Here is a 23,416-nt window from a genome sequence, read left to right as displayed (position 1 = left end):
GGTATAGAGGGATAGAAGTATAGAAGTATAGAAAAAGACATTTTGTCATCCCGCACTTGATGCGGGATCTCGTAGTTACTCGTTTCCATACATTCATACTTCCATTCATCCAATCTTCAAAAAAATCCGCAGGATTTTTTAATGGTTGATTTATTTGATTTTCAAAACAATGCCGAAGATGAAAAAGGCGATGACGGAAGATTGATTTATTCCGTTACTCAAATAAATAGTGAAATAAAAACTATTCTTGAGGATTCCTATCGTTCTGTTTGGATTTGCGGTGAAATATCCGGATTTAAACAATATTCTTCGGGACATATGTATTTTAGTCTTAAAGATGAAAATTCTCAAATTTCCGCTGTTATGTTTTCTTTTCATAACAAAAATTTGAAAATAGAATTGAAAGACGGTATGCAGGTTTTGGTGTATGGTAAGATAACCTCTTACATAAACAGGGGAACATACCAAATACAAGTTTATCATGTTGAAGAAAAAGGAATAGGTTCTTTACGGGAAGCATTTGAAAAATTAAAAAAGAAGTTGGCACAAGAAGGATTATTTGACAGTTCTCATAAAAAAGAAATACCTTACTTAGTGAATAAAATAGGAGTAGTAACATCAAAAGACGGTGCTGCTTTGCACGATATATTATCTGTTTTGGATAGAAGATTTTCCAATGTTGAAATTTTAATATATCCCGTAAGAGTTCAGGGAGAAGAAGCGAAGTTTGAAATATCAAATGCAATACGGTATTTGAACGAGAATCATAAAGAACTTGATGTTTTGCTTGTAGGCAGAGGCGGCGGCTCTTTGGAAGATTTGTGGGCTTTTAACGAAGAAATTGTCGCAAGAGCTATATACAATAGCGATATTCCGATAATTTCTTGCGTAGGGCATGAAGTTGATTTTACGATAGCGGATTTTGTAGCCGATTTAAGAGCGCCTACTCCTTCGGTAGCGGCGGAAATTGTAGCCAAAAACAGAACGGATTTGGAAGAAAAACTTTCGATGATAAAAAAAAGAATTGTTAATAATATAACAAATATCGTCGAATTGTATGATGAAAAAGTTAAATTCTTTAAAAATTGCAGAGCATTATCGAAACCTTACGAAATATACGAAGAAAAAATTCAGTATATTGATGAGTTAAACGAAAAATTAATTTTTAATATAAATAATTTAATTTTAAATAAGCAACAAATTTTAAAATTAAATACACAAAAATTGGATTTGTTGTCACCGTTAAAAACATTGAGCAGAGGATATTCCGTTTGTTTTAAAAACGGGGAAGTTGTAAAAAAAACGGACCAAGTTGTTAAAGACGATATTTTAAATATTAATTTGTCCGACGGCAGTATAAAAACAAAGGTTTTGTAAGAGGAAAAATGAAAAAGAATACAAGTTTTGAAGCTTCTTTGAAAAGGTTGGAAACTATTGTAGACGAAATGGAAAATTCTCAACTTGATATAGATAAAGCGATGAAATTGTTCGAAGAAGGAATTTCTTTGGTAAATCAATGTTCTTCAAAACTTGATGAAACAAAGAAAAAAATAGAAATTCTTGTTGAAAAAAACGGTAAACTCGAAAAAGAAAATTTTGTTAAAAAAGAAGGAAACAATGAAGAAAAATAAAGTGCTCGATTTAAAAAAATATTTAAAAGAAAAAGGTAAATTAGTAGACAAATTGTTGAAAAAATATTTGCCAAAAGATAATTCGATAATATCTCAGGCAATGAGATATTCGGTTCTTGCCGGCGGTAAAAGATTAAGACCTGTATTTGTAATGCTCGGTGCGGAAAGTTTTAAACTTGATATAAAAAAAATAGAACCTGCGATTTGTGCGGTTGAATTTTTGCATACATATTCTTTAATTCACGATGATTTGCCTGCAATGGACAATGATGATTTAAGAAGAGGAAAACCTACGAGTCATAAAAAGTTCGGTGAAGCCGCGGCAATACTTGCAGGTGATGCTTTACTTACGGAATCGTTTAATTTAATAGCTAAATCAAATGTCCCCGCAGACAGAATAGTAAAGGCAATAAAAATGTTTTCAGATTATTCCGGATATCAGGGAATGATCGGCGGTCAAGCGGAAGATACTATAGAAGCCGGAAAATGGAATAAACAAAATGTTTCCTTTTGTAAAAAGAAATTGGAATATATCCATATACACAAAACATCGGATTTGATAAAAGCGAGTTTGTTGATGGGCGCAATGCTTGCGGGAGCAAAAGATAAAGATTTAAAAGCTCTTGAAAAATACGGACACAATATAGGTATAGCTTTTCAAATAGCGGATGATATTTTAGATGTTTATGCGGATAAAAAATTGTTAGGGAAAAACGGTAGTGATGCCGATAACGATAAATTGACCTATTTAAGACTTTACGGTAAAGAACAGTCCGAACAAAACGCAATAAAATTGATTGATGAAGCAAAAAAATCAATTTCAAAGTTCAAAGTTAATAAAGAAGTTTTTGAAAGTTTGGCAGATTATATGATAAACAGAAAATTTTAAGGTACGAATAAATGTCTATAATGGATAACATATCATCGCCTAATGCAATAAAAATAGTAAAAAAAGATTTGTTGCCTGACCTTGCACAAGAAGTAAGACAGGAAATAATAGAAACCGTATCAAAAACAGGAGGACATCTTGCATCAAGTTTAGGTGTTGTTGAATTGACAATAGCTCTGCATTATGTTTTCGATGTTGAAAAAGATAAATTTATTTGGGATGTCGGTCATCAGGCTTATGCACACAAAATTCTTACCGACAGAAAAGAAAAATTTAACACATTAAGGCAGTATCAAGGTATAAGCGGTTTTCCCAAAATTTCTGAATCAAAGTATGATTCTTTCGGAGCAGGTCATGCTTCGACTTCAATTTCCGCGGGTTTGGGTTTTGCCGTTGCAAGAGATATACAAAAAGAAAATTATAAAGTTGTATCTATAATCGGTGACGGTTCCATGACGGGCGGTCTTGCTTTTGAAGGATTACAAAATGCGGGAACACTCGGAAAAGATATGCTTGTTATCTTGAATGATAACCAAATGTTTATTTCTCAAAAAGTTGGAGTTTTGGCGGGATATTTTGCAAATATTTTAACCGCTGCGGGTGTCAAAAAAATTGAAGAGAGTGTTTTAAAAATAGTTTCGAAATTAAAATTTTTAAGTTTTAATTCCATAAAAAAGTTGGTTAAAAGATTTAAAACAATTCTCTTTCCGGGACTAATGTTTGAAGAAATGGGATTTACTTATGTAGGTCCTATAGACGGGCACAACATAAATCAATTAATTGAAATATTAACGAAGGTTAAAGAATTTAAAGGTCCGGTTCTTTTGCATATAGTAACAAAAAAAGGTAAAGGATATAAACCCGCGGAACAGGATCCTACAAAGTTTCACGGTATAGGACCTTTCGATATTGAAACGGGGAAAACTCTTTCTTTAAAAAAAGTTACATATACCGAAGTTTTTTCAAAAGCTATAGTTAAACTTGCACAAAAAGATGAAAAAATTGTTGCAATAACCGCAGCTATGCCAGACGGAACGGGATTAAAAGATTTTTCAAAAAAATATCCCGACAGATTTTTTGATGTGGGAATAGACGAAGCTCATGCAGTAACTTTTGCGGCGGCACTTGCCGCGGGCGGTTTAAAACCCGTTGTTGCAATATATTCCACATTTATGCAAAGAGCACTGGATAATATTATTCACGATGTTGCATTGCAAAATCTTCCGGTTGTTATGATGCTTGATAGAGCGGGGATTGTAGGGGAAGACGGAGCAACACATCACGGAGCATTCGATTTATCTTACTTAAAATATATACCGAATTTAACCGTTATGGCTCCGGCAAACGAAACCGAGTTGCAGGATATGTTAAATACGGCATTAACATTAAAAAATCCGTCTGTAATAAGATACCCGAGAGGCAGCGGAACAAGAATCGCTTCTTTCCAAAGAGATTTTGATGTGTTGGAAGTAGGTAAAGCAAAATTGGAAAAAGAAGGTAAGGATGCTTGTATAGTTTGTTTGGGTAACGTTTTACAGGTTTGTTTGGATGCTGCAAAAGATCTTGAAAGTAAAGGTGTCTCTGTATCCGTATTGAATATGAGATTTTTAAAGCCGTTTGACGAACAGGCAATAAAAGATGTTTTAAAATATACGAATAAAATTATAACCGTCGAAGAAGGTTCTTTGATAGGCGGTATGGGAGAAACTGTAAAATCCGTGTTGTCCGGAACCGGTGCAAAAATTTATTCCATAGGTTTACCGGATAAATTTATAGAACACGGAAAACAAAGTTTAATAAGAGAAAAATATGGTTTTTCCGTAGAGAATATAGAAGAACAAATTTTAAAATTAATTAAGGAAGTATAGAGGTATAGAAGAATAGAGGTATAGAAAAAGATATTTTGTCATCCCGCACTTGATGCGGGATCTCGCAGTTAGTCGTTTCCATACATCCATACTTCCATGCATCCATACCTCAAAAAACACGGAGTGTTTTTTATAGTGAAAAAAAGATTGGATGTTTTGATTTTTGAAAAAGGTTTAGCGGAAACCCGTTCAAAGGCGCAGGCTCTTGTTATGGCAGGAACCGTTTCGGTTAACGGACAAAAAGTAACAAAAGCGGGAACACAAGTCAGCGATGAAGATTTAATAGAAATAGAAAAACAAAATCCTTATGTGTCCAGAGGCGGGCTTAAGTTGGAATCTGTTTTAAAATTATTTGAAATAGATTTTACCGATAAAATTTGTATTGATATAGGTGCATCTACAGGCGGTTTTACCGATTGTATGTTGCAGCATGGTGCAAAAAAAGTTTATGCCGTAGATGTGGGAACGGCTCAGCTTCATTACAAGTTGAGAAACGATTCGAGAGTAGTTAATATTGAAAATGTTAATTTCAGATATTTTGATAAAAGTTTATTAAAAGACGATATTGATATAATAACGATAGATGTTTCTTTTATTTCGTTGGACAAAATATTGCCTTTGGCAAGTGAAATAATAAAAAAAGACGGGCTTATTGTTGCTATGATAAAACCGCAATTTGAACTTGAACCGGGTGAAGTAAAAAAAGGTGTTGTTCGTGATGAAAATTTAAGACAAAAGGCAATAGATAGAATAAAAAGATGTGCCGAAAGTTTGAAACTTGAAATTTTGAAGGAACAGGATTCCGGTGTAAAAGGTCCTAAAGGCAATTTGGAACATTTTGTGTTATTAAAAAAATAACAAATATATAGAGGATAAAACAAATGCAAGAGTACAATGTTAGTGAAGTTGAAAAGAAATGGCAAAAAGTTTGGGCAGATAAAAAAGTTTTTAAAGCTCAAAAAGATTTGTCGAAAGAAAAATATTATATTTTGGTAATGTTACCGTATCCTTCCGGAAATTTACATATGGGACATGTAAGAAATTACAGTATCGGTGATGTTTTTGCAAGATATAACAGAATGACAGGTAAAAATGTTATTCACCCTATGGGTTGGGATGCTTTCGGACTTCCTGCGGAAAATGCCGCAATAAAACATAATATCGCGCCTGAAAAATGGACAAAACAAAATATTGCAAGAATGAGAGAACAGTTAAAAATGCTCGGTATATCCTACGATTGGGACAGAGAACTTGCAACATGTGATGTTGAATATTATAAGTGGAACCAATGGATATTTTTGGAAATGTACAAGAAAGGTCTTGTGTTCAGAAAAAAATCCAATGTTAATTGGTGCCCGTCTTGTAAAACGGTTTTGGCAAACGAGCAGGTAAGTGAAGGTCAGTGCTGGAGATGTCACAGCAATGTAGAACAAAAAGAGTTGGAACAATGGTTTATAAAAATTACTCAATATGCGGATGAATTGCTGGAAGGACATAAATTGTTGTCGGGGTGGCCGGAACAGGTATTATCCATGCAGAAAAACTGGATAGGAAAATCTCACGGTGCACAAATGAAGTTTGATATTGCAGGTTCCGATAAAAAATTGGAAATTTTCACAACAAGACCGGACACAATTTTCGGTGTAACATTTATGGTCGTTTCACCGGAACATCCGATGTTAAAAGAATTTAAATCTCAAATTAAGAATTGGGACGAAGTGGAAAAATATATTAATGCAAGTTCATTAAAATCAAATATCGAAAGATCGTCATCAAAAGAAAAAACAGGTGTAAAACTCGACGGTGTTTCTATAATTAATCCGGCAACGGGCAAAAATGTACCTTTGTTTGTTGCAGACTATGTTTTAATGGGTTACGGAACCGGAGCAATTATGGCTGTTCCCGCACACGATCAAAGAGATTGGGAATTTGCAAAAAAGTACGGTGTAGAGATAATTCCCGTGATAACAAGTAAAGATGAAGATATAACAAAATCCGCTTATGAAGGTGAAGGTACAATGGTAAATTCCGGACAATTTAACGGAATTTCTTCACAAGATGCAAGAGTAAAAATGCCTTTATGGGTGGAAGAACAAGGTTGGGGAAAAAGAACAACCAACTATAAATTAAGAGAATGGTTAATATCAAGACAGAGATGTTGGGGAACACCTATACCTATGGTTCATTGCGATAAATGCGGCATAGTTCCCGTGGATGAAAAAGATTTACCTGTTATTCTTCCTACCGATGTTAAATTTACAAACGACGGAAAATCACCGTTACAATCGGATGAAAAATTTGTAAATACAACTTGTCCTAAATGCGGCGGACCTGCAAAAAGAGAAACCGATACCATGGACACATTCGTAGATTCGTCTTGGTATTTTATAAGATATACCGATGCTCATAACGATAAAGCATGTTTTGATAAAGAAGAAGCAAATTATTGGATGCCTGTAGATCAATATGTCGGCGGTATAGAACATGCTTGTATGCATTTGATATATTCGAGATTCTGGCACAAAGTTTTAAGAGATATGGGACTTATAAAAAGTGATGAACCGTTTATGAATCTTTTAACGCAAGGTATGGTTACGTTGGGCGGAAGTGCAATGTCCAAATCAAAAGGAAATATTGTAAGTCCGGATGAAATTGTTTCAAAATACGGAGCAGATACAGCAAGACTTTTTATACTTTTTGCGGCACCTCCGGAAAAACAGCTTGATTGGTCCAGTGACGGAGTTGAAGGTTGTTGGAGATTTATTAACAGAGTTTGGAGATTACAAGAGCTTGTAAACACAAAATCTTCAGTTCCTGCAACCGATAAGGCTAAACAGGATTTGTTAAGAGCTATGCATGTTTGTATAAAAAAAGTAAGTGAAGATATATCCGTAAAACATCAATTTAACACGGCAATATCCGCGGTAATGGAACTTGTAAATGCAATGTACACATATAAACATCACTCAAATGACGACGGATTATCAAAGCAGGTTTATGAAACGATAGTGTTGTTGCTTTCACCGTTTACACCGCATTTATGTGAAGAAATTTGGAGCCTTTTGGGACACAATGATTGTGTATCTGTCGCACAATGGCCTAAATACGACGAAAAATATATTAAACAGGATACAATAGAAATACCTGTTCAGGTAAACGGTAAATTAAAAGGAAAAGTAAGTATTGATGTTACGGCAGATGAACAAACAGTAAAAAATATTGTGTTGAACGATGAAAAATTGAAGTTGATTTTTGAAGGCAAAAATATTATAAAGTTTATATATGTAAAAAATAAAATTATAAATGTAGTTGTGAAATAAAAATCGCAAAGCGATTTTTATAGCTTACAGGTTATAGCTGAAAGCTTACAAGTTTAAAACAATAAAATATCGTCCGTAGGACACCGAAAACTATAAGCTTTAAGCTAAGAAAATGCAAAGCATTTTCGACTAAGCTAAATGGAGATTCGTATGAAAAAATTATTTCTTTTGCTGCTTTTTACAGTAGTGGTTCTTGTTGCTTGTGCATCACCTTATGATCCGGCTCCGCAGTTATTACCTTCTTATGTAAAAAATGTTTATGTAAGACCTGTTGTAAATAACACAAATCAGTACGGATTGGAAGATAAATTTACAAAAGCGATAATAGACGAATTTATGAGAGACGGAAGATTATCAGTCGTAACGACGGAAGAAGAAGCTGACGGTGTTGTTGTTTGTGAAATAAAAAGATATGTGTTGCAACCTTTGACATATGATGAAAACATGGTTACCGAACAGTATAAATTATGGGTGTTGATAAATGTTTTTTTTATTGATAAGCACGAGAATGTTACATTGTGGGCAGAACCGAATATGGAAGGAATACAAATATATGCGGACAGTGTGAAAGGTGGTTTCGGCGGGATGACCGAAGAAGAAGCAAGAGAATATATTTGGGAAAAACTTGCAAGAGATATTGTTAAAAGAACAATAAAAGGTTTCGGAAGTACGGGCGGAATATCGGAAAGAAAAGTTCAAGATTAAAAAATTGCTAAAAACATTGTAATAATATAAAATATATTGTATGAAAACTAAAGAAATAATAGCTGTTTATCCGGGAAGTTTTGATCCGCCTACTAAGGGCCATTTGGATATCATTAGTAGAGCAGCTAAAATTTTCCCGAAAGTAGTGGTTGCCATTACGCACAATTACAATAAAAAACATATGTTTACCTTGGAAGAAAGACTTTCTATGATGGAAGAGTCCGTGTCTGAAATAAAAAACGTAGAAGTCTCGTCTTTTTCCGGCTTATTAGTCGATTATCTCGATAAAATAGATAGTTTTTGTATAGTTAGAGGTTTAAGAGCTTTATCCGATTTTGAATATGAATTTCAAATGGCTCTTATGAACAGAAAATTAAAAAAAGATGTGGAAACAATTTTTTTAATGCCGGAACAGGAATATACATTCTTGTCTTCAAGTATGGTTAGAGAAATTGCTTCTTTGGGCGGTAATTTTAAAAATTTTGTTCCGAATAATGTATACAAAAAAATAAAAGATAAGAGGAAACTAAATGTATAATTTAATGAATTTACTTCTAAAAATTGCAGATAGTAAAGCTTCTGATTTACATCTTGTAGTCGGCCTTCCGCCGATGATGAGATTGGATACATTAATAAGACCTTTAGGCGATGAAAAACTTTCTCCCGATGCGGCAAGGGATTTAATATATTCCGTTTTAAACGAAAAACAGATAAAAAGATTTGAAGAAAAAAATGAATTGGATGCTTCTTTCCCCGTACAGCATAGAGGAAGAGTAAGAATAAATGTTTTCAGACAAAGAGGTTCCATATCTGCGGCATTGAGATTTATTCCTCAGGCAACATATTCGTTTGAAGAGTTACATTTATCGAAAGTTATATATGAAATTGTAAATATTCAAAAAGGATTGGTTTTGGTTACGGGTGCAACCGGTTCCGGAAAGACGACAACTCTTGCATCTATGATAGACTACATTAACGAGAGAAGAAGAAGTCATATAATAACTATAGAAGATCCTATAGAATATTTACATTCGCATAAAAATTGTATAGTAAATCAAAGAGAAGTCGGTTCCGATACGGATTCTTTTGCAAATGCTTTAAAATATGTTTTAAGACAAGATCCCGATATTATATTGGTGGGAGAAATGAGAGATTTGGAAACAATAGCGGCAGCCATTACTCTTGCCGAAACGGGTCATTTGGTTCTTGCAACTCTTCATACTATGGATGCAGGTTCTTCCATAAACAGAATGATAGATGTTTTTCCCGGTAATCAACAATCACAAATAAGATCGCAATTATCACTTGTATTAAAAGCTGTTATGTCGCAGCAGTTGTTGCCGCATGCTTCCGGAAGAGGAATGGTTTTAGCAAGTGAAATTATGATAGTAAACGACAGTATAAAAAATATTATAAGAGAAATGAAAACGGAACAATTATATTCCGTTATACAGACAAGCAGACAATCGGGAATGCAAACAATGAATCAGTCTTTATTCGATAATGTTGTTAACGGTAATATTTCTCCGCAGGTGGCAATAGAATATTCGCCGAGAAAAGAAGAGTTGATAAGATTGTTACAAAGTACGATAAGCTAATGCATTAGGAGAATATTATGACTACGGATAAGAAATTATTGAAAGTCAATATTATAGAAGTAATAATTGCCATACTGATAATTCTGTTGGTTACTTTGGTTGTTTATCCTAAGTTTTTGGATATAATTCGTAAATCAAACGAAGCGGCAAGCATAGCAAATCTTAAGGCTTTAAGAAGTGCTATAGCTGTTTATTACGGAGAAAACGAAGGACATTTCCCGAGCGACAATATTGTTGCGGAATTACTTAGCGGGGATGGAAAATATATAGCGTATATTCCCGAACTATATTGTCCTCCATACAATAATCCTACCAATGAAATAACTACAAAACCTACCGGCAATTCCGGTAAATGGGCTTATCAGGTTGAAGATAGTCAAGACAGACAAGCCGGTGAAATTTGGATAGATTGCGATAAACCTGATTCAAAAGGTGTAATCTGGAATACTTATTAAGGTAAAATCATGTTTATAGAGATTTTCTTTTTGTTTATAATGGGCTTGGTTTTGGGTAGTTTTGCTAATGTGTGTATATACAGAATGCCGAGAGATATGTCTGTAATAAAACCGGCTTCACATTGTACAAATTGTAACGGTTTTATTAAGTGGTACGATAATATACCAATCATAAGTTATTTGTTTCTTAGAGGAAAATGCAGGAATTGCGGATCAAAAATATCTTTCATATATCCTGCAATAGAGTTTCTTTGCGGACTTCTGTTTGTTTCAATGTATTTTGTTTTCGGTTTTACTTACAGTTTGTTACCTTTTTGTTTGTTGGTTTTTTCATTGCTTGTTATAACCGCAATAGATTTTGAATTCCAAATTATCCCGGATGAATTTTCTTTTATGTTGATGATAGTCGGTTTGGTTACAAGTTTTTTTAATCCTTTTTTAGGTGATGTTTTCGGACAAAGAATATTAAATTCTTTTATCGGATTTTTAGCCGGAGGCGGCTCTTTATTTGCAGTTGCCGTTATAGGTAAATGGATTTTTAAAAAAGATGCAATGGGCGGCGGGGATATAAAACTTATGGCGGGTGTCGGTGCTTTTGTAGGTTGGGAAAAAGTGTTGTTTGCAATATTTATTGCTTCCGTTTTCGGAAGTATAGTGGGAATATTTTTAATTTTGTTGAAAAAAATTATAAAAAGACAGGAAATAGCATTCGGACCTTATTTAGCATTGGGTTCATATTTGGTTTTATTTTTACCGTCTCCGAATGTAATAATCGGTTATTTAATGGTTGCCGAAGAGAATTTTTTGGCAAAATATATTTTTTCTAATTTACAGAATTTTTAGGTAATATAAATATATGTTGCAAATAAAAAAAAGTAATTCTATCATCACAGCTTTTATTTTGTCTGTTGCAATGGTTGTATCAATCTTATCAAAATTTTCTTTTGTTTTTCCGATTCAGATTGTAATATTTTTGCTTGTTTTTTCTTTGTTTATTTATTTGGTAAATACAAATAAATTCAAAATAGATTTATATATAACCGCATTAATTGTTTTTTTTATAACAACTTGCTTATCATACATAAATGCCGATTTTAAATTGAATGTAAGAGATTATATTATAATTTTAAGTTCTGCACTTATGGCTGGATTTTCTTTTTCTTTTTTATCCGTAGAGTGGAAAAAGAAAATTTTTATTGTTCCGATATTTATTGCATTATGGTTGTCAATGATATTGTTTATAAGATTTCTTACAAATCCTCAGGGATTCTTTTACGGTGATAATTTCTATGAAACAATGGCATTGAATATAAATGTTATAGCTGGTTTTTTGGCTTTAATATATCCTTTGTTTTTTATCTATGTAAAAAACAAGCAAAATAAAAAAGCTTTTATAGCATTAACGATATTTGTTTTAATTGCAATATCTTTAACAAAATGCAGAATAGCGATTCTTTTATCGTATATTTCAACAATTATATTTCTATTCGAATATCGTAAAAATAAAATTATCAAAGCGTTAATAGTTTTATCAATTGTACTGTTGGTATGTTCGATAGTTTATGTTTCTTCTTTAAAATCCTCTTTTAACAGTATCGGAGACAGATTTGTATGGTGGAAAACTGCATACTTGATATTTAAGGAAAATGTGATATTCGGTTGCGGTTTCGGTAATTATATGGTTCTTTTTAAAACTTTTAGACCGGAATTAGTGGTAAATACTCTGTTTGCACATAACATTTTTATGCAACTGTTGGCAGAAACAGGTATTGTCGGAGTTTTAGGTTTTAGCGTTTTGTTGGTATCTTTTTACATGAAATTTATAAAAAGAATGAAAGAAGGGGAAAATTCTTTTTTTTATATATGTATAGCAACAAGTATAACATCTTTTATTATAATTAATTTGGTTGACTACAGTTTTTTTGTTCCGGCAAATATGTTAATGTTTTTTATTGTTTTTTCATCAATGTTTTATATCGAAACCGAGCAAAGAAAAAATTTAAAAGTTAATCTTTATATATGTTTGTTGATTTTTGTTATTGCGGTTTTTTTTCTGTCTAAACCTATAATAGCAAATAATTATTATAAAAAAGGTATTGATTCCTATGTGTCCGGATATTATAAATTATCAATAGAAGAATTTGAAAAAGCAATAAATTATGATAAAAAAAATCCGGAATATTATGCGCAAATTTCACGGGCTTATTTTGCTCTTTACCATAATAACAGAGGAGAACAAGGGCAAATTTATGCCGATAATTCTATAAGGTATTTGAAACAAGCAATAGATTTAAACAAATATTCGGCACAACTTAAAGAATCTTTAGCAGCCGTTTATTGGAATAATGATAAAAAAGAGGAAGCTTTGAAATATATACAAGAAGCCGTAAAATATGATAAATATAATCCTTATTATGAGGAAGAATATTATAAAATAAAAAATTCTTAAGAAAATTGAGGTATAGAGGTATAGAAGAATAGATGTATAGAAAAAGATATTTTGTCATCCCGCACTTGATGCGGGATCTCGTAGTTAGTCGTTTCCATACATCCATACTTCCATGTATCCATACCTCGGAAATTGCAAGGCAATTTCTAAGGGGAACTTATAAAAAAACATATTTTTAAAATTATCTTAGGCTGTTTAATAAGTTTACTGTTAATATATCTGTGTATCAGAAACATAGATTTTAAACAGTCTGTTTCTTTATTGAAAAATGCCAATATTTCTTTAATAGTGACAGGTGTTATTATATATATTTGCTCCTATCTCGTTAGAGGTTTTAGATGGGATTATATCCTTGCACCGTTAAAAAAGATGAAGATGTTCCAAAGCTTTTTTTATTTGGTGTTCGGTTTTTTTATGAACAATATTTTACCTTTAAGATTGGGCGAATTTGTAAGGGCAATCGTTGCAGGTAAAAAACTTGAAATATCAAGAAGCGGAGTATTTGCGACAATAGTTGTGGAAAGATTGATGGATATAGTTATATTTATAATATCATTCTTTGTTATAGCAATGTTTGTTCCGAACATTCCCAACTGGTTACAAAAATCTTTTATTGCTTGTACTGTAATTTTCGGTTTAATGTTTGTTGTTTTATTTTTTATGTCAAAAGATGAAGATAAATTTTTAAAATTGTTGTCTAAATTCCATTTGCCGTCGAAGATTAATGAAATAATAAAATCTCTTTTTCTGAAATTTGCAAGCGGTTTAAAATTTTTTCAAAATAAGAAGTTATTTTTTATCGTTCTTATAACCTCTATTGTTGTGTGGATAATAGAAGCTTATGCATATAAAACATTATTCGCCGCTTTCGGTTTGAATGTGACGGCAGTACAATGTTTGTTTGTTATCGTAACAACAGGTGTTGCCACCATGATTCCTACGGCACCGGGTTTCATAGGTGCAATAGAAAGCGTGGGAATGGTAACATTGGGCATATTCGGTGTAGAAGAAACTATGGCATTTACGGCTATGGCAGCAACACATTTTATAGAAATGATGGCTGTTTATGCTTTAGGTATAACAGGTATGATAAAAGAAAGAATTTCTTTTTCCGATTTATTTAGTTTCGCACTAAAACAACATTCGGAACAAGAGGAACAAAATGGAAAATAAAAAAAGTAAAGTGGTTGTTGTTATGCCGGCATATAATGCCGCACAAACATTAAAACAAACTTTAGATGCTATTCCCGAAGGATCTTGTGACGAAGTGTTGTTGGTAGATGATAATTCAAACGACGATACCGTAAAAGTGGCAAAAGAGTTGGGATTGAAAGTTATAAAACACGATAAAAATATGGGCTATGGCGCAAATCAAAAAACCTGCTACAAAACAGCACTTGAAATGGGTGCAGATATTGTTGTTATGGTTCATCCAGATTATCAATACGATCCGCGGCTTGTTCCTTTTTTGGCGGGATTAATCGAACAGGATATTTGCGATGTTATGTTTGCTAACAGAATAAGAACAAGAAAAGAAGCATTAAAAGGCGGTATGCCTTTTTATAAATATTTTTTTAACAGATGTTTAACGATACTTGAAAATGTTGTTCTGGGACTTAATTTGGGTGAATATCATACGGGATACAGAGCATATTCGAGAAAAGTTTTGGAAACAATAAATTTTGAAGCAAATTCCGACGATTTTGTCTTTGATCAACACATTGTTGTTCAAATGGCACTTGCAGGTTTTAGAATAGGGGATATTCCCGTTCCTACAAAATATTTTGCTGAAGCTTCATCTATAAATTTTAAGAGAAGTGTTCAGTATGGTCTTGGAATATTGTGGATATTAGTTAAATATATACTACACAAATGGAATATTGTAAAATATAGACAATTTGAAATTAAAAAATAGTAGATTAAAGCTTACAGCTGAAAGTTTAAAGTTTATTGTAAAAATTCACAGAGTGAATTGTTGATATTTATTAGAAAAATTTATTTTACAAATTTTTACCGAAAACTACAAGCTAAAAAATCCGCAGGATTTTTTACTAAGCTTTAAGCTATAAGCTAAAAATCGCAAAGCGATTTTTAAAGGAGAAAAGAATGGCTTACAAAATTACTTTAGTCAGAGGAGACGGAACAGGTCCGGAACTTACGGAAGTTACGGCAAAAGTTATAGAAGCAACCGGTGTAAAAATAGACTGGGAAGTTATGGAAGCAGGTGTAGACATTATGGAAAAGGAAGGGACTCCTTTACCGGATAAAACATTACAGTCGATAGCAAAAAATAAAATAGCATTAAAAGGTCCTATAACAACTCCTATCGGAACAGGTTTCCGTTCTGTAAATGTTGCTATAAGAAAAGAACTTGATCTTTTTACATGTTTAAGACCCTGCAAAAGTTATGTAGGAGTAAAATCAAGATTTTCGGATATAGATTTGGTAGTTGTAAGAGAAAATACAGAAGATTTATATGCAGGTGTGGAATTTCCTGAAAGAACGGATGAAGCAAACAAAATAATAGAACTTTCAAAAGGAAAAATCAGACCTGAATCTTCTATATCAATAAAATCTTTTTCCGAATTCGGGTGTGAAAGAATAGTAAGATTTGCTTTTGATTATGCGGTAAAAAATAACAGAAAAAAAGTTACTGCAGTTGCTAAAGCTAACATAATGAAATGTACCGACGGTATGTTTTACAGAGTAGCAAGAGAAGTCGCAAAAGATTATGAAGGTAAAATCGAATACGAAGAAAGATTAATAGATAACATGTGCATGCAACTTGTTCAAAAGCCCGAACTTTACGATGTAATAGTTCTTCCTAATTTGTATGGAGATATATTGTCAGATTTATGTGCAGGTTTGGTAGGCGGTCTCGGTGTTGCTCCCGGAGCAAATTTGGGTAAAGATTGTGCGGTATTTGAAGCTGTTCACGGTTCTGCACCGAAATATAAAGGTTTAAACAAAGTTAATCCTATGGCACTTATTTTGTCGGGAAAAATGATGCTCGATTATTTGGGCGAATTTGATGCGGCAAAAAGACTTGATAAGGCTGTTGCCGAAGTTGTAGCAGAGAAAAAGTTTGTTACTTACGATTTGGGCGGAACGGCAGGCACAAAAGAAATGGGACAGGCCATAATAGACAGAATAAAAAACTCATAAAAGTGTATATAAAAAGAAACGGAGAGATATTAAAATCTCTCCGTTTTTATGTTTTGTATAAAAATTTTAATTTTGTATAATACCAATATTCATTTTATAGTTTTTTTTGTCATTGCTAGCGTAGCGTGACAATCCATTGTCTGTCATCCCGCACTTGATGCGGGATCTCGTTGTTGTAGTTGTCGTTAATTATAAATTGTAAATTTTAAATTATAAATTGTCGTTTTAAGAGGGGAAATAAAATGAAAGTCTTAGTAGTAAATTGCGGTTCATCGTCGGTAAAATATTCATTGTTTGATATGGAAAAAGAACAAAAAATCGCTTGGGGACTTGTAGAATGTATAGGTCTTGAAGAAGCTTTTTATAAAAGACAAACAATAACCGTTCCGCAGGTAAAAACATCTTGTAAAGTTGCAAACCATTTCGAAGCTGTTCAAATAATAATAAAAGATTTATTGGATGAAAAAACAGGCAGTATAAAAGATATAAAAGAAATTGCAGTTGTAGGCCACAGAGTAGTTCATGGTGGTTATAAATTTTCAAAACCTGTATTGGTAAACGAGCAAGTAAAGAAAGATTTAAAAGAATGTTATTCCATAGCTCCGTTACATACCCCTCACCATTATGCAGGTATAGAAGCAGTTGAAAAAATGTTGCCCGGAATACCTTCCGTATTGGTATTTGATACGGCATTTCATCAAACAATGCCGGATTATGCATACAGATATGCAATACCTTCCGAATATTATGAACAAGATCATGTAAGAAGATACGGTATGCATGGAACATCACACAAATATGTAACACAAAAAGCAGCTGCAATGTTAAATATACCGGTAGATAAAGTAAATCTTATTACATGTCACTTAGGTAACGGAAGTTCCATTACAGCAATTAAAAACGGTAAAGTTATAGATACATCAATGGGATTTACACCTTTAGCAGGTCTTGTAATGGGAACAAGATGCGGAGATATAGACCCTGCGGTTATCGTTCACATATTGGCAAAATATCCTAAAATGACATCCGATGAATTGAACAACCTTTTAAATAAACAAAGTGGTGTTGCTGCGGTTTCGGGTATTGCGGGCGGAGACATGAGAGAAGTTGAAGATGCAATGCTTGCCGGAAATAAAAAAGCCGAACTTGCATTCAATATGTTATGTTACAGCGGTAAAAAATATTTATGTGCATATTACGGAATATTGAACGGAATTGACGGTATAGTATTTACCGCGGGTATAGGCGAAAATTCTCCTTTAACAAGAGAAAAAATGTGTGAAGGTTTAGATAATTTAGGTATCAAAATAGATAAAGCTTTGAATGAGCCCAGAAGCAGCAAAGAAAGATTTATTTCTGCGGCGGATTCAAAAATAAAAGTTATGGTTATACCTACAAACGAAGAATTGATGATAGCAAGAGAATCTGTTGAAGTCTTAAACGAAAATAAGTAAAATATAATAATGACAATTAGTAATTAGAAATTTTAAATTAGCAATTAATGTATTTTTTGCTTTGCAAAAAATCTAAAATTTGAAAATACCGAGATTACTAATTACTAATTGTTAATTGATAATTGTAGTTTTGGGGCTATAGCTCAGCTGGGAGAGCGCTTGCATGGCATGCAAGAGGTCAGGGGTTCGATCCCCCTTAGCTCCACCTTATAACGACCTTAATATTTTGGTTATAATTTTGCAACACAGAATCTTGAGTACCGCAAAGAGTACACATCGATTCTGTGTTTCTTCATTCTAACACAAAATCTTAAGGTCTTTAATGAACACTACAATGACGAATTTAAAATCTTGAAATCCTTTGAATGTTAAGAACAAAAATAGACAAATTTTTAATATTCTAATGAACAAAAATATAAACAAAAAACGGGAAGAAAAATCTCTTCCCGTTTCTTTATTATTAATTATAATTTGCCTTTCTTTTTGTCATCCCGTACTTGATACGGGATCTCTCTGTTCGTCGTCGTTTTCAATCTTCCAATTATCCAATCTTCTGTTCTTCCGTTGTCAACCCGTTTAACCAATTAATTATTTTATTCTTAACTTGTTCGTTATATTTTGAATCTAAATTATTGAAAGCTTCACCTTTCAAAATGTTTGCATTTTTAGCTTTTGCTTTAAAATCTTCAAAATATGTTCCGTAGTTGCTGCCTTGTGTTGAGAAAGGAACTACATTTTTGTTTTGGAAATCAAACTCTTTCAAAAATTCAAGTACAACAGGTGCTGCGGTATACCACCATATAGGTGAACCTACAAAAATTGTGTCGTATTCTTCAATGTTAGGAAAATCATTTACTATTTCAGGATAATTGCCGGAAGAAATTTGTTTTTTAGATGTTAAATATAATGCCGGTCCTTGTTTTATTTCTTCTTTCGGTTTAATTTCATAAAGATTTGCATTTGTTAAAGATTGTATTTGTAATGCAATATCTTTTGTGTTCCCCGATAAAGAATAATAAATAACAAGAGTCTTACCTAAGTTTGCGTTTAAATTTACTTTGGTTGAATATTTTGCCATTTCCGTTTTGTTTCTGTTTGATACTTTGTATAAATGTATTAAAGAAGAAACACCTGCAATTATTGCTGCAATCAGTATTATGTATAAAGCTATTTTCATAATATAACTCCTTAAAAATTTTTTTAATTATAGCATATTTTTTTATAAATAAATTTTGTAAAATATCAAAATATAAATATTTGCATGTGGGGGAAAATCTAATGAAAGTTCTGCTTATTAACGGAAGTTCTAACAAAAACGGATGTACATTTAGGGCATTGACGGAAATAGTAAATGTTTTAAGCAAAGAAAATATTGAAACCGAGATAATACAGTTGGGCTCTAATCCCGTAAGAGATTGTATAGGTTGTCGCGGTTGTGCACAAAACGGAAATAAGTGTGTGTTTAATGATGATATAGTTAATGAAATTATTGAAAAAGCCAAAACTTGTGACGGGTTCGTTTTCGGATCGCCCGTTTACTATGCTCATCCTTCAGGAAGAATTTTGTCTGTATTGGACAGAGTTTTTTATGCCGGCGGAAAATTTTTGGCATATAAACCGGGAGCGGCTGTTGTATCAGCAAGAAGAGCGGGAACTACAGCTTCAATAGATGTAATAAACAAATATTTTACAATAAATAATATGCCGATAGTTTCTTCTCAATATTGGAATATGGTTCACGGAACAAAAGCCGAAGACGTTGAAAAAGATTTGGAAGGTATGCATGTAATGAGAACCATAGCAAAAAATATGGCATGGCTTTTAAAATCAATAAAACAAAATGCTCATCCCGAACCGGAATCAAAACCGCTGACAAATTTTATAAGATAAAAAAGTTATTGACATTAGAGCAACTCTAAGATGTAGAATTATCGGAAATATAAAATGAGGTTATATTTCTTATGAAAAAAATAAAAAAAGAAACCCAATTGGACAAAACTCCGAAGTATACCGTAAAAGATGTCGCAAAAATTATGAATATTTCCGCATATACCGTTAGATATTACGATAATGAAGGCTTAATACCTTTTGTCTCGAGAACACAAAGCAATGTAAGAATGTTTTCCGATTATGATTTATCTTGGTTTAAAACAGTCCATTGTTTAAGAGCTACGGACTTATCCATAAATGATATTAAAAATTATATAAACTTGTGTTTAAAAGGTAATAAAACCATACCGCAAAGAGCAAAAATAATTTTTGACCAGGAAAAAATTTTAAAAGAAAATTTAAAAGAGTTACAAAAACAGATGAAAGTTCTTCAAATGAAGAAAAAATATTATACGGATCTTTTGAAGAATAAAACAAAAGATGTTTGGAATCCGTACAAATAGAAGAATATAGGGATAGAGGGATAGAGGGATAGAATGATAGAGGTATAGGGACGGCAAACTTTAAGCTATAAGCTATCAGCTATAAACTAAAAAATCGTAAAGTGATTTTTAAGGAGTAAAAAAAATGAAGAAAAAAGTTTTGGCATTATTTTTGTTGTTATGTTTTGTTTTCATTTCTTCCGGTAATGTTTTTGCGGAAAATGAAAAATGCGGAGATTTTACGATAGAAGAACTTGCACTGAAATTAGAAAATCATAGTTTGTTGGTATATCAAAAAGGTAAAATTTCTTTCCAAGATGAGCGTGGTATAAAACCGTTACTCATACAAATAAAGAAGAAAGGTTTAAAAAATGCCGTAGCGGTAGATAAAGTTATAGGTAAAGCCGCAGCTCTTTTAATGGTTTACGGGAAAGTAAAACAAGTTCACACAAACATTATAGCCAAAGATGCAATTCCCGTTTTTGAAAAATATAAGGTAGAATATTCTTATAATGAAATTGTAGATTATATTCAAAATGACAGAAAAGACGGTATGTGCCCTATGGAACAGAAAGTTTTAAATATAAATAGTCCCAAAAAAGCATACAAAATTTTCACAAAGAAACAGTAGTCGTTGCGGTTTGTTGTTTGCGGTTGCCGTTAAACTTTAAGCTATAAGCTTTAAGCTAAAAAAATCCGGAGGATTTTTTTTATGAACAGAAGAGAATTTCTAAAATTTGCATTATTTACAACAATAGGTGCCGTGGTGTTATCCGCATGTAAAAAAGTTACGACAGGAATAAAAAGTTATGTGGATAAAGTTTCTACAAAAAAATATAAAAATTTGGATATATCCGTAATAGGTTTCGGTGCAATGAGACTTCCTCAAAAAGACGGTGAACCCGATATTGAAAAAACACAAGAAATGGTAGATTATGCGATGGAACACGGCATAAATTATTATGATACCGCATGGTTTTATCATGGAGGAAAATCCGAACTTGCCGTAGGTGAAGTGATGAAAAAGTATCCGAGAAACAGTTATTATTTGGCAGACAAAATGCCGTTAAGAATATTAAAAGATAAATCTGAAGTTATACCTACGTTTGAAGAGCAATTGAAAAAATGCCGAACGGATTATTTCGACTTTTATTTGGCTCATAATATAAATAAAACCGAATGGAAAACTTTAAAAGAGTGTAATGTTTACGAACAATTGTTACAGAAAAAACAAGAAGGGAAAATAAAATATTTAGGCTTTTCTATTCACGATACTCCGGAACTTTTGGAAGAAGTTGTAAATACATATAAATGGGATTTCGTTCAACTTCCCATTAACCCTATAGATTGGAAAACAGTAGATGCAAAAAGGCAATATGAAATTGCAACAAAAGCAGGGCTTCCTGTCGTTGTGATGAATCCTTTGAAAGGCGGACAATTATCAACATTAAGTGAAAAAGCCGTTGATATATTAAAGAATGAAAATCCTGATGTTTCGCCGTCATCGTGGTCTTTAAGATATGCCGCAAGTTTACCTAATGTTTTTGTAGTGTTAAGCGGTATGACGGAAATGGAACACGTTACAGATAACGTTAAAACATTTACAAATTTTAAACCGTTAAGCGAACAAGAGCAAAAAGTTCTTGGTGATGCTATAGCCGCTTACAATGCTTCCGGTGCGATTTCTTGTACATATTGTCAGTATTGTACAGGATGTCCCGTAGGAATAGATATACCGAAAAATTTCTTAATGTACAACCAGTATAAATCAACAAACAGAAAAGACAGATTTGTTTTAGCATATGAGTCAATTAAAGAAGAAAGCAGAGCGGATAAATGTATAAATTGTGGAATATGTAAAACAAAATGTCCACAGAAACTTGATATTCCCAACTTGTTGAAAGATGTAGCGGATTTATACAAAGAATTGAAGCAATAAGTTATAAAATTACATTATAGGGTATAATAAATGTCTAAGAATAAAACAATATATCGGTTAAGATTATCGTTATCGGCAATAGCTTTAATAATTTCGTTTCTTGCATTTACTGCAACATTTTCTTTCTTTACAAAATTTTTTGCCATACAGTTAGGTCCCGGTATTGCAAGTTTGGTTGCTTCTTTTTCAATAACAGTTTTAATATCTGTTTTAGCAATACTGATTTTTACTTTTTTATTCGGAAGATTTTATTGCTCTTTAATTTGTCCTTTGGGAATATTACAAAATTTTATAGGATTTTTATCTTTTAAAAACAGTAAAAATTATAAGAATATGGCAAAAACAAGATATACCATAGCGGCATTAGTGTTCGGCGCTTTGTTTTGCGGGTGGGCGGTAGGATTTAAAATTTTGGATCCGTATACAAATTTCGGATTAATAGCATCAAGTATTTTTACACCGCTATATAATCTTATCACAAAAACACAAAATTATGATTTTACAATACCGACTTTGATAATATCTTTAATTCCTTTTGTAATATTAATCCTTTTGGTTTTGTTCAAAAGAAGATTTTTCTGTACCGCAATTTGTCCGGTAGGAACACTTTTGGGACTATTTGCCAAATATGGTGTTTTTAGGCTTAATATCGGGGAAAAATGTGTAACTTGCGGAGCTTGTTTTAGAAACTGTCCTTCCGGCAGTATAAACTTAAAAGATAAAAAAATAAATAATGAACTATGTATAAGATGTTTAAAATGTGTAGCTGTTTGTCCCAAGCAAGCAATAAGTTTCGGAACAGAGAATAAAAAACAAGCTTCGACATTTAACCGAAGCAGAAGAAATTTCATTTTAGGTTCCGTTTTTGTTTTGGGTGGTATTGCAACCGGTGTAGGCAGTGCAATAATCAGAGGAAAAAATTTTTTGAAAGATAAAATAAGGGCAATATTGCCGCCGGGAGCAGATGATTATTCGAGATTTTCTTCAAAATGTACAAGTTGTCAGTTGTGTGTTGCAGTGTGCCCGAACAAAGTTATTCATCCGAGAGATTTTAATCATTCTGTAATTTATATGGATTATTCGAAAAATTATTGTAAGTATGATTGTAATGCTTGCAGTTCGGCTTGTCCTACGGGTGCAATAAAAAAGATTACATTGGAACAAAAACAACATACAAGAATAGGTCTTGCAAAAATTAACAGAGATTTATGTATAAATTGCGGAATTTGTGCTTTTAAATGTCCGGTAAAAGCATTAAGTATAGAAGAAGATTCTAACGGAGACAGAGCATTAAAATATAATGCGGCCGTTTGTATCGGTTGCGGTGCTTGTCAGGTTTCTTGTCCGCACAAAGCAATAGAAATAGTCGGAATTGTTGAACAATCCAAAACTATATAAATATATGGTTCTTCTTTTGCCAGTTGCAGCTTGCGTCTGTCATTCCGCACTTGATGCGGAATCTCGTCGTTGTCATTTCCAATCTTTTAAAAACTTTTTACTTTTGTTGACAAAGTTTTTATAATATGTTATATTACTTACCGTTCGGTAGATAAAATTAATATTTTTTAGAG

The 23,416-nt window shown here is 32.6% G+C and carries 22 protein-coding genes and 1 tRNA gene; 22 read left to right on the top strand and 1 reads right to left on the bottom strand.

The window, feature by feature from the left end; translation table 11 throughout:
• The first annotated feature begins 141 nt into the window (after positions 1–141).
• The 17 genes from xseA (at position 142) to B2Y85_RS04165 (ending at position 17,739) form a co-directional block, all read left to right on the top strand.
• Positions 142–1,377: an exodeoxyribonuclease VII large subunit gene (xseA, locus tag B2Y85_RS04245; protein WP_372519228.1), complete on the top strand. Its 1,236-nt coding sequence runs from the start codon at positions 142–144 to the stop codon at positions 1,375–1,377.
• Positions 1,378–1,385: 8 nt separating this feature from the next.
• Positions 1,386–1,631 (top strand): exodeoxyribonuclease VII small subunit, encoded by a 246-nt coding sequence (locus B2Y85_RS04240; protein WP_372519227.1) that lies wholly within the window; start codon positions 1,386–1,388, stop codon positions 1,629–1,631.
• A complete protein-coding gene (locus B2Y85_RS04235) occupies positions 1,618–2,520 on the top strand; it encodes a polyprenyl synthetase family protein (RefSeq protein ID WP_372519226.1) in 903 nt (300 codons plus the stop codon). Before B2Y85_RS04240 ends, B2Y85_RS04235 begins: the two co-directional genes overlap by 14 nt.
• 11 nt (positions 2,521–2,531) lie before the next feature.
• Positions 2,532–4,388, top strand: a complete 1,857-nt coding sequence (dxs, locus tag B2Y85_RS04230; RefSeq protein WP_372519225.1) for a 1-deoxy-D-xylulose-5-phosphate synthase — start codon at positions 2,532–2,534, stop codon at positions 4,386–4,388.
• Between the two features lie 135 nt (positions 4,389–4,523).
• Entirely contained in the window at positions 4,524–5,246 is a 723-nt protein-coding gene (locus B2Y85_RS04225; RefSeq protein ID WP_372519224.1) for a TlyA family RNA methyltransferase, read from the top strand.
• 23 nt (positions 5,247–5,269) lie between these two features.
• Positions 5,270–7,708 carry a leucine--tRNA ligase gene (gene leuS / locus B2Y85_RS04220; protein ID WP_372519223.1) on the top strand — a complete coding sequence of 813 codons (2,439 nt, stop codon included), beginning with the start codon at positions 5,270–5,272 and terminating at the stop codon, positions 7,706–7,708.
• 150 nt (positions 7,709–7,858) lie between these two features.
• A complete protein-coding gene (lptE, locus tag B2Y85_RS04215; RefSeq protein WP_372519222.1) occupies positions 7,859–8,413 on the top strand; it encodes an LPS assembly lipoprotein LptE in 555 nt (184 codons plus the stop codon).
• Positions 8,414–8,453: 40 nt separating this feature from the next.
• Positions 8,454–8,951 (top strand): pantetheine-phosphate adenylyltransferase, encoded by a 498-nt coding sequence (gene coaD / locus B2Y85_RS04210; RefSeq protein ID WP_372519221.1) that lies wholly within the window; start codon positions 8,454–8,456, stop codon positions 8,949–8,951.
• On the top strand, positions 8,944–10,011 hold the full coding sequence (locus B2Y85_RS04205; protein ID WP_372519220.1) for a type IV pilus twitching motility protein PilT: 1,068 nt from the start codon (positions 8,944–8,946) through the stop codon (positions 10,009–10,011). The genes coaD and B2Y85_RS04205 overlap by 8 nt, the downstream gene beginning before the upstream one ends.
• A 17-nt stretch (positions 10,012–10,028) precedes the next feature.
• The gene (locus B2Y85_RS04200; protein ID WP_372519219.1) at positions 10,029–10,466 is read left to right on the top strand and encodes a hypothetical protein; all 438 of its coding nucleotides are present in this window, start codon (positions 10,029–10,031) and stop codon (positions 10,464–10,466) included.
• 9 nt (positions 10,467–10,475) lie between these two features.
• Complete coding sequence (locus tag B2Y85_RS04195; RefSeq protein ID WP_372519218.1) at positions 10,476–11,309, top strand: prepilin peptidase; 834 nt, start codon at positions 10,476–10,478, stop codon at positions 11,307–11,309.
• Between the two features lie 13 nt (positions 11,310–11,322).
• Entirely contained in the window at positions 11,323–12,915 is a 1,593-nt protein-coding gene (locus B2Y85_RS04190; protein ID WP_372519217.1) for an O-antigen ligase family protein, read from the top strand.
• A gap of 159 nt (positions 12,916–13,074) precedes the next feature.
• Positions 13,075–14,088, top strand: coding sequence for a lysylphosphatidylglycerol synthase transmembrane domain-containing protein (locus B2Y85_RS04185; protein WP_372519311.1), 1,014 nt, complete (start codon positions 13,075–13,077; stop codon positions 14,086–14,088).
• Positions 14,078–14,830: a glycosyltransferase family 2 protein gene (locus B2Y85_RS04180; protein WP_372519216.1), complete on the top strand. Its 753-nt coding sequence runs from the start codon at positions 14,078–14,080 to the stop codon at positions 14,828–14,830. The genes B2Y85_RS04185 and B2Y85_RS04180 overlap by 11 nt, the downstream gene beginning before the upstream one ends.
• 191 nt (positions 14,831–15,021) lie before the next feature.
• On the top strand, positions 15,022–16,080 hold the full coding sequence (locus tag B2Y85_RS04175) for an isocitrate/isopropylmalate dehydrogenase family protein (protein WP_372519215.1): 1,059 nt from the start codon (positions 15,022–15,024) through the stop codon (positions 16,078–16,080).
• Between the two features lie 242 nt (positions 16,081–16,322).
• Positions 16,323–17,534, top strand: a complete 1,212-nt coding sequence (locus tag B2Y85_RS04170; RefSeq protein WP_372519214.1) for an acetate/propionate family kinase — start codon at positions 16,323–16,325, stop codon at positions 17,532–17,534.
• Positions 17,535–17,666: 132 nt separating this feature from the next.
• Positions 17,667–17,739, top strand: a tRNA-Ala gene (locus tag B2Y85_RS04165).
• Between the two features lie 336 nt (positions 17,740–18,075).
• Here B2Y85_RS04165 and B2Y85_RS04160 read toward each other — a convergent pair.
• Entirely contained in the window at positions 18,076–18,711 is a 636-nt protein-coding gene (locus tag B2Y85_RS04160) for a flavodoxin (RefSeq protein WP_372519213.1), read from the bottom strand.
• Positions 18,712–18,812: 101 nt separating this feature from the next.
• Here B2Y85_RS04160 and B2Y85_RS04155 point away from each other — a divergent pair, with 101 nt between their 5' ends.
• The 5 genes from B2Y85_RS04155 to B2Y85_RS04135 all read left to right on the top strand — a co-directional run bounded on the left by B2Y85_RS04155 (position 18,813) and on the right by B2Y85_RS04135 (position 23,243).
• Complete coding sequence (locus tag B2Y85_RS04155; protein ID WP_372519212.1) at positions 18,813–19,424, top strand: flavodoxin family protein; 612 nt, start codon at positions 18,813–18,815, stop codon at positions 19,422–19,424.
• A gap of 71 nt (positions 19,425–19,495) precedes the next feature.
• Positions 19,496–19,927 carry a MerR family transcriptional regulator gene (locus B2Y85_RS04150; RefSeq protein ID WP_372519211.1) on the top strand — a complete coding sequence of 144 codons (432 nt, stop codon included), beginning with the start codon at positions 19,496–19,498 and terminating at the stop codon, positions 19,925–19,927.
• Between the two features lie 124 nt (positions 19,928–20,051).
• Complete coding sequence (locus B2Y85_RS04145) at positions 20,052–20,537, top strand: DUF1893 domain-containing protein (RefSeq protein ID WP_372519210.1); 486 nt, start codon at positions 20,052–20,054, stop codon at positions 20,535–20,537.
• A gap of 81 nt (positions 20,538–20,618) precedes the next feature.
• On the top strand, positions 20,619–21,845 hold the full coding sequence (locus B2Y85_RS04140; protein ID WP_372519209.1) for an aldo/keto reductase: 1,227 nt from the start codon (positions 20,619–20,621) through the stop codon (positions 21,843–21,845).
• A 30-nt stretch (positions 21,846–21,875) separates the two neighbouring features.
• Entirely contained in the window at positions 21,876–23,243 is a 1,368-nt protein-coding gene (locus B2Y85_RS04135) for a 4Fe-4S binding protein (RefSeq protein WP_372519208.1), read from the top strand.
• Positions 23,244–23,416 lie beyond the last annotated feature (173 nt).

Source organism: Candidatus Ruminimicrobiellum ovillum (assembly GCF_002392975.1).
Taxonomy (GTDB): domain Bacteria; phylum Elusimicrobiota; class Endomicrobiia; order Endomicrobiales; family Endomicrobiaceae; genus Ruminimicrobiellum; species Ruminimicrobiellum ovillum.
The sequence above is the reverse complement of the archived record's forward strand: the minus strand, read 5'-3'. Positions and strand labels throughout refer to the sequence as shown.